Source organism: Staphylococcus caprae (assembly GCF_002902725.1).
GTDB classification, from domain to species: domain Bacteria; phylum Bacillota; class Bacilli; order Staphylococcales; family Staphylococcaceae; genus Staphylococcus; species Staphylococcus caprae.
This window is the reverse complement of the sequence record NZ_PPRT01000072.1, coordinates 980-8,127: the sequence shown is the minus strand read 5'-3', so window position 1 is coordinate 8,127 and position 7,148 is coordinate 980. Positions and strand designations below refer to the sequence as shown.

At 36.7% G+C, this 7,148-nt stretch carries 5 protein-coding genes and 16 tRNA genes; all 21 read right to left on the bottom strand.

Going from position 1 to position 7,148, the window contains the following annotated elements:
• Positions 1-119: 119 nt before the first annotated feature.
• Positions 120-590, bottom strand: a complete 471-nt coding sequence (gene trmL / locus CD155_RS11230; protein ID WP_070833381.1) for a tRNA (uridine(34)/cytosine(34)/5-carboxymethylaminomethyluridine(34)-2'-O)-methyltransferase TrmL — start codon at positions 588-590, stop codon at positions 120-122.
• A 2-nt stretch (positions 591-592) separates the two neighbouring features.
• The gene (gene queG / locus CD155_RS11225; RefSeq protein ID WP_103213368.1) at positions 593-1,720 is read right to left on the bottom strand and encodes a tRNA epoxyqueuosine(34) reductase QueG; all 1,128 of its coding nucleotides are present in this window, start codon (positions 1,718-1,720) and stop codon (positions 593-595) included.
• A 159-nt stretch (positions 1,721-1,879) separates the two neighbouring features.
• On the bottom strand, positions 1,880-2,602 hold the full coding sequence (locus CD155_RS11220; protein WP_002443573.1) for an amino acid ABC transporter ATP-binding protein: 723 nt from the start codon (positions 2,600-2,602) through the stop codon (positions 1,880-1,882).
• Positions 2,595-4,052 carry an ABC transporter substrate-binding protein/permease gene (locus CD155_RS11215; protein WP_103213367.1) on the bottom strand — a complete coding sequence of 486 codons (1,458 nt, stop codon included), beginning with the start codon at positions 4,050-4,052 and terminating at the stop codon, positions 2,595-2,597. Before CD155_RS11215 ends, CD155_RS11220 begins: the two co-directional genes overlap by 8 nt.
• Positions 4,053-4,194: 142 nt before the next feature.
• Positions 4,195-5,253, bottom strand: coding sequence for a PTS sugar transporter subunit IIC (locus CD155_RS11210; protein WP_103213366.1), 1,059 nt, complete (start codon positions 5,251-5,253; stop codon positions 4,195-4,197).
• A gap of 438 nt (positions 5,254-5,691) precedes the next feature.
• Positions 5,692-5,776: transfer RNA gene (locus CD155_RS11205), tRNA-Leu, on the bottom strand.
• A gap of 40 nt (positions 5,777-5,816) precedes the next feature.
• Positions 5,817-5,891, bottom strand: a tRNA-Gly gene (locus tag CD155_RS11200).
• A gap of 18 nt (positions 5,892-5,909) precedes the next feature.
• Positions 5,910-5,984 (bottom strand) — tRNA-Gly (locus tag CD155_RS13005).
• 10 nt (positions 5,985-5,994) lie between these two features.
• Positions 5,995-6,068: transfer RNA gene (locus CD155_RS11195), tRNA-Cys, on the bottom strand.
• A gap of 5 nt (positions 6,069-6,073) precedes the next feature.
• Positions 6,074-6,145: transfer RNA gene (locus CD155_RS11190), tRNA-Gln, on the bottom strand.
• Positions 6,146-6,156: 11 nt separating this feature from the next.
• A tRNA-His gene (locus CD155_RS11185) sits at positions 6,157-6,229 on the bottom strand.
• Positions 6,230-6,231: 2 nt separating this feature from the next.
• A tRNA-Trp gene (locus tag CD155_RS11180) sits at positions 6,232-6,305 on the bottom strand.
• 7 nt (positions 6,306-6,312) lie between these two features.
• A tRNA-Tyr gene (locus CD155_RS11175) sits at positions 6,313-6,396 on the bottom strand.
• A gap of 6 nt (positions 6,397-6,402) precedes the next feature.
• Positions 6,403-6,478: transfer RNA gene (locus CD155_RS11170), tRNA-Thr, on the bottom strand.
• A gap of 9 nt (positions 6,479-6,487) precedes the next feature.
• Positions 6,488-6,560, bottom strand: a tRNA-Phe gene (locus CD155_RS11165).
• 18 nt (positions 6,561-6,578) lie between these two features.
• Positions 6,579-6,654 (bottom strand) — tRNA-Asp (locus tag CD155_RS11160).
• Between the two features lie 13 nt (positions 6,655-6,667).
• Positions 6,668-6,741, bottom strand: a tRNA-Met gene (locus tag CD155_RS11155).
• A gap of 10 nt (positions 6,742-6,751) precedes the next feature.
• Positions 6,752-6,844, bottom strand: a tRNA-Ser gene (locus tag CD155_RS11150).
• Positions 6,845-6,881: 37 nt separating this feature from the next.
• A tRNA-Asp gene (locus tag CD155_RS11145) sits at positions 6,882-6,957 on the bottom strand.
• A 9-nt stretch (positions 6,958-6,966) separates the two neighbouring features.
• Positions 6,967-7,056 (bottom strand) — tRNA-Ser (locus CD155_RS11140).
• 9 nt (positions 7,057-7,065) lie between these two features.
• Positions 7,066-7,139, bottom strand: a tRNA-Ile gene (locus CD155_RS11135).
• Positions 7,140-7,148: the final 9 nt, after the last annotated feature.

Below are 7,148 nucleotides of genomic sequence, written 5' to 3'. Positions count from 1 at the left end.
TACCCTTTTGAGTTATTTGTCAAACCAAACTATTACGCTTGAATGTCAATTCTTCATGTTTAAATATAACATTTCTATCTACATTATTACATTCACTTTTATTTTTCCTGAAAATTAATTTATGAAAGATTTGGAAATTGTTGTTGTCTCAATGCCTCATAAATAAGTAATGCGGCTGTATTAGATAAGTTCAAAGATCTAATTTTATCACTCATAGGTATCCTTAATGCAGTATCAGCATATTTCTCTTTCACCCAATCAGGAAGGCCAGTTGTTTCTCTACCGAAAATAAAATAATGTTCCTCTTCAGTATTTGAAAAATTAAAATCACTATAAGTTTGTTTTCCAAATTTAGTTAACAAATAATAATTTCCTTCGGTACTTTCAAAGAACGCTTCAATACTTTCGTGATAAGTAATGTTTACATGCTCCCAGTAATCTAAACCAGCCCTTTTTAACATCTTATCATCTGTACTAAATCCTAAAGGCTTAATAAGATGTAAATGTGTAAGTGTTCCTGCACACGTTCTAGCAATATTGCCTGTATTTGCAGGTATTTCTGGTTGGAATAAAACGATATGATTAGTCATAGTTAGTCTCTCCTCATTTCCAAGCCTTTTTTCATTTCAACTTGGACTTCCTCTATTTCTTTTTCAAAATTTTCATTTATAAAATGTCGTGCGTCTTCTCCTTGAATTTGTCCTATAGCCCAATAAGCAGTTCCTCTAATCATCGGTCTAGGATCATTTAAGGCGACTTCTTTAAGTTCAGGAATCGCATTTTCTTCTTTAAAATGCGCTAAGGCGATAATCGCATTTCGTTGAATTGGCTTTTTACCTCTCCAAGCACCAGCTAAATGCCCGTAAGTATTTTTAAATTCTTTGTTACTCATTTGAAGTAATGGGACTAATCGCGGCTTTAATATTTCTGGTTCAAGAACGATATCGTCATGTTGCGTATTAATGCCTCTATTTTTTGGACATACTTGCTGGCAAGTATCACATCCATATAAACGATTTCCAATTTTATAACGATACTCATCCTTCAAATAGCCTTTCGTTTGAGTTAAAAAGCTAATACATTTTTGACTGTTTAATTGACCATTTCCCACCAAAGCACCAGTAGGACAGCGGTCTACACATATCGTACAGTCTCCACAACTATCTAAAATAGGGTCATCAGGCTCAAATGGTATGCTTACTAACATTTCTCCTAAATATGTCCATGTACCTAATTCAGGTGAGATAACAAAACCATTTCTGCCTACAAAACCTAATCCAGCTCTTTCAGCTACTGCCCTATCAGATAAGACACCAGTATCTACCATAGATTGTATTTCAACATTTGGCACTCGTTCTCTAAGAAATTCACTCAGTTTATCAAGTCTTTTCCGCATGATTGTATGGTAGTCTTGTCCCCAAGAAGCTCTGGCGAACATACCTCGTCTGTCTCCTCTTACACTTTTAGGTGCACCCTTCAATTTATTCGGATAACCTACCGCAATAGCAATAATAGAACGCGCACTTGGTAAACTTAATTTAGGTTCAGTTCTTAAAGCTATATCGGACTCTTCAAATCCAGATGCGTACCCTCTGGAATGGTAACTTTCTAATTTCTGTTTTAGCTCATCAAATGGATCTGCAGTTGTGAAACCTATACTATCAATACCTATAGAATGAGCATAGTCTATTATCTCTCTTTTTAACTGCTTGTAATCCACAGCTTTGCCCCCTCACAAAAAATTACATATGCCATTTTAACACATGTTCGCTTTTCATAGCGTTTTAGGGTTTTATTTTTTACAAAAAAGAGCAGAACCGAAATCAAATTCTCATAGAATGATTTCAAAATTCTGCCCTACTTAAAAAGTATTTAAATATTATAATACGCGTGATAAGAAGTTTTGTGTTCTTTCGTGTTGAGGGTGTTCAAATATATCAACTGGCGAGCCCGATTCGACAACCACACCATCAGCCATAAATACTACTTTATTACTGACTTCTTTAGCAAAGTTCATTTCATGCGTGACAATGACCATCGTCATACCGTCCTTGGCTAAATCTCTCATTACTTTCAATACATCACCAACAACTTCAGGGTCTAAAGCAGATGTTGGCTCATCAAATAAAAGCACGTCTGGCTTCATTGCTAAAGCTCTCGCAATCGCGACTCTCTGTTTTTGACCTCCAGATAATTGATTAGGATAAGCCTCTGCTTTGTCTTTTAATCCAACTTTGTCTAATAAATTTAAAGCTATTTCTTTAATTGTGCCTTGATTATCTTTATGTAAAAGCTTAGGAGCTAGCATGATATTTTCAATTACTTTTTTATGTGGAAATAAGTTAAAACTTTGGAAGACCATTCCCATTTTCTGTCTTAATTCGTCCAAATGAACGTTCTTTTCTGTTAAATCATTACCTTCAAAAATGACTTGCCCTTTTGTTGGCGTTTCGAGTAAATTCATACAACGTAGCAACGTACTTTTACCACTACCAGATGGCCCAATGATAGCTACAACTTCTCCTTGTTTCACTTCTAAATTAATATCTTTAAGTACTTCGTTATGTCCGAATGTTTTGTTTAAATTTTTAATTTTAATCACTAGCCTTCATTCTCCCTTCGACTAAACTCATGATGCGTGAAAGTGCAAACGTTAAAATAAAGTAAAGGACTGCGGCAATGATTAAAGGCGTGAACGGATCGAATGAAATACCTTGCACAACTTGTGCATTAAACATAATCTCTCCAACACCAATTGTTGAAACGATTGAAGATTCTTTAATAAGGGTCACAAATTCGTTTCCTAAAGCAGGCAATATATTTTTGATTGCTTGTGGCATGACCACAAATTTCATTGTTTGACTATAATTTAAACCTAAACTTCTTGCTGCTTCTGTTTGTCCCTTATCAACTGCATTAATTCCTGCTCTTATAATTTCAGCAATATATGCTGATGAGTTAATCACAAGTGCAATGGTTCCGCATATTAGAGCTGACACATCTAGTCCTAACGCCGCAGTTGTTCCAAAGAAGACGATAAACACTTGAACTAGCATTGGTGTTCCTCTTAAGAATTCAATGTATATACTTGCTAACCAAGATAAAGGTTTAAATTTACTTAATTTCATTAAAGCAATCAATGCACCTAAGATTGAACCTAAGATGACCCCAATAGATGAAATGAGAATTGTATCTTTAATACCTTTAATAAAGAAACTTCCATATTTAGTAAAGAAGTTACCATCATCTTGCATATCTTCAGCAGCTTTATTCATATAACTATCGATTAGGTTTTTACTTTTAACTTCATCAATTGTTTGATTAAGATGTTTAAGTAACTCTGGTGAATCTTTTGGTAAAGCAATACACGTAGGTTTCTTTTCTTCATTAAATTTAACATCAGCAAAAGCTAACTCAGGATTTTGTTTTAAATAAGCTTCGGCTACTGGTTTCTCAATAACGGTTCCCACAACCTTACCACTTTTCAATGCTAATATTGCATCAGGTAAACGACTTAAAGAAGAAATTTGACCATTATTGATTTCATTTTGAGCAATTTTCTCTTGTTCTGTCCCTTTCTGAGCTGCTATCTTTTTGCCTTCAAAGTCTTTTAAACTTTTGTATTGATTTTTTTCTGACTTTTTAACTAACATTGTATTATTTGTCATCATATATGGTTCTGTAAAATCAACTTCCTTTTTTCTTTCAGGCGTTGTTGTCATACCAGAAATGATGATGTCTATTTTTCCAGTTTTCAAAGCACCTAAGAGGCTATCAAATTGCATATTTACAATTTTTAATTTTAAGTGATTATCTTTTGCTATTTTCTTAGCTAACTCAATATCTACACCCGCATATTCAGTTTTGCCGTGGACTGTTTTCTCAAATTCTAAAGGTGCGTAATCTGCTGATAACCCCACTCTTATTTCTCCACGTTGTTTAATTTTGTTCCAATTTGAATCTTCTTTAGCACTAGCAATAGGATTTATGTATATCATTGCAGAGCTTATAAGTATATCGATGACTATAATTATCTTGAAAGTTTTGTTCATACTTAATGAGCCCTCCTTAATAAATATACATTATTATACATTTTTATTTATTTTTATGCAATTCTTTTTCTGAAAATTAAGACAAAAAAATAAGCAATGTCTCAACGTTTATGTTGAACACATTGCTTTCCAGCTCATCTTATTATTCTTTAGGTATTTCAAATTGGTAAATTTCATCACTATAAGAATGAATAAATTTCTTACATAAATGATGAACAATAAATGCTCCAGTAAAAGGCACGACAAAATAACCAATGATGAGCATGATGATATTAAAAGACGTGTCTCCTGACATACGATTAAGTGCATTAATTGGTCCGACTAAACCAGTATATCCAAACCCTGCTGATAAAGGTGTTCCTTTAATATTTAATACGTATGCTACAATACCGCAAATAATGCCATTCACAGTTAGAGGAATAGCGATAATGAGATGCTTTAAATAAACAGGTATCATCATCTTCGCAGCACCAATTAACAACACTAAGTTCACTCCAATCGAATTCACTCTCAAAGATCCGAATAAGAATGTGACACATGCGGCAACAATTCCCATATTCGCTGCCCCACTACCTAAACCAGTCAAACTAATTGCTGTAGCGATAGCCACTAACGAAATTGGTGTAACCATTAATAATGAAAAAGTTACACATATTAGTATAGACATCAACAAAGGATTTAACTCGGTAAATCCATTCACAACTCTTCCAATTGATTGAGTAATCACTTGTACATACGGCAAAGTAAGCAACCCAATGACTCCACTTATGACTGGGACTAAAACTGGAAGAATAATCATTTCAAATGAACCGAGCTTTCCTTCTAAGAACATGTAAATAAAACAAGCTAATGCAACTACTACAATAACATTGATGATATCTCCAATACCTTTTAATTCAATTCCTTTATTACTAAAATGAACAGCACCGGAACCAAGCATTGCTGACGTACCAATGATTGCTGCACCAACACCTTTAAATTTAAATTGATGTGCAGCTAATACACCAATAATAAATGCCATAAATGACTGAATAACAATGACGAGCTGATATACAGTTTCTAATAAATGGTTCCCTTCCTTAAAGAACTTTAATAATTCTCCTAACAAAGCATTAGGCAAAAGTGCAATGACAACTCCAGCACCTACAGCATTTAATATACTATTTAAAAAAGACTTTCCATTAACATGCGAATTACTCATTCTGAATCCTCCAAATATCACATTAGATTAATAGTATTATAGATAAACCAGATAAACAATCACTAATTATTGAAACTGTATATTGAGAATTATAAAAATGATTAGATAGTAAGCCCTTTTACTTCTGAAAGGCAGAATTATAGAATTTATTCAAGCAAGCCCAATGAGTTAAAGAAATTTGTCATTATTTATTCCTGTGAAGAAAAAATTTAAAATAATAAAAATAAACTACTATTGATTATTTCAGTGACCAAATTATACATATGAAATTAGCCCAATGACCAACCAGTGACCAAAAATCATTTTAACGTTAGTGTTTTGTGACCACGATGTGACCAAAAAATAATGCTTATATGTGTCTAAATGAACAAAAAAAGAGTGAAAACGTTGATTTAACAACATTCTCACTCTAAAAGTTCCTAAAAAAATATAAAATAATACCGGTGGTCGGGATCGAACCGACACTCCAAAAAAAGGAACGGGATTTTGAGTCCCGCGCGTCTGCCAATTCCGCCACACCGGCTCAATAGATAAATAAAAAACTTCCCTCTGGAAGTATACTATGGAGCGGAAGATAGGACTTGCACCTATATCTCATTCCGGGAAGGAATGTGTTCTGAGAGTTGAACTACTCCCGCTTAATATAAAATATTTGATGGAGCGGAAGATAGGACTTACACCTATATCTCATTCCGGGAAGGAATGTGTTCTAAGAGTTGAACTACTCCCGCTTAATTAACATGGAGGCGGCAACCGGATTTGAACCGGTGATAAAGGTTTTGCAGACCTCTGCCTTACCACTTGGCTATGCCGCCAATAACTGGGCTAGCTGGATTCGAACCAGCGCGTGACGGAGTCAAAGTCCGTTGCCTTACCGCTTGGCTATAGCCCATTAATAATAAGGGCGGTTGAAGGGAATCGAACCCTCGAGTGTCGGAACCACAATCCGATGCGTTAACCACTTCGCCACAACCGCCATGGCAGGGGCAGTAGGAATCGAACCCACATCAAAGGTTTTGGAGACCTCTATTCTACCGTTGAACTATGCCCCTATTCAGATGGTGGAGGGGGGCAGATTCGAACTGCCGAACCCGAAGGAGCGGATTTACAGTCCGCCGCGTTTAGCCACTTCGCTACCCCTCCATGAGATGGTGCCGGCCAGAGGACTTGAACCCCCAACCTACTGATTACAAGTCAGTTGCTCTACCAATTGAGCTAGGCCGGCTTGCTTAAATGGTTCAGGACAGAGTCGAACTGCCGACACATGGAGCTTCAATCCATTGCTCTACCAACTGAGCTACTGAACCGTAATAAATAAATCGTAATGGCGGTCTCGACGGGAATCGAACCCGCGATCTCCTGCGTGACAGGCAGGCGTGTTAACCGCTACACTACGAGACCTATAAAGAAAATATTGCGGGAGGCGGATTTGAACCACCGACCTTCGGGTTATGAGCCCGACGAGCTACCGAACTGCTCCATCCCGCGATAATAATAATGGCGGAGGAAGAGGGATTCGAACCCCCGCGGCCCGTTAAGGCCCTGTCGGTTTTCAAGACCGATCCCTTCAGCCGGACTTGGGTATTCCTCCATTATTTATAGGTAAATCGCTATTAAATTAATTAAAATGGCGGTCCCGACGGGAATCGAACCCGCGATCTCCTGCGTGACAGGCAGGCGTGTTAACCGCTACACTACGGGACCATTGATAAACGGAGGAAGAGGGATTCGAACCCCCGCGAGCCGTTAAGTTCCTGTCGGTTTTCAAGACCGATCCCTTCAGCCAGACTTGGGTATTCCTCCAAAATTATATGGACCTTGCAGGACTCGAACCTGCGACCGAACGGTTATGAGCCGTTAGCTCTAACCAACTGAGCTAAAGGTCCTAAATATAA

What these genes read in the sequence shown, in the direction of transcription:
- CD155_RS11215 (WP_103213367.1), bottom strand. Translation starts at nt 4,052, where the DNA reads ATGAACAAAACTTTCAAGATAATTATAGTCATCGATATACTTATAAGC.
- CD155_RS11210 (WP_103213366.1), bottom strand. Translation starts at nt 5,253, where the DNA reads ATGAGTAATTCGCATGTTAATGGAAAGTCTTTTTTAAATAGTATATTA.
- trmL (WP_070833381.1), bottom strand. Translation starts at nt 590, where the DNA reads ATGACTAATCATATCGTTTTATTCCAACCAGAAATACCTGCAAATACA.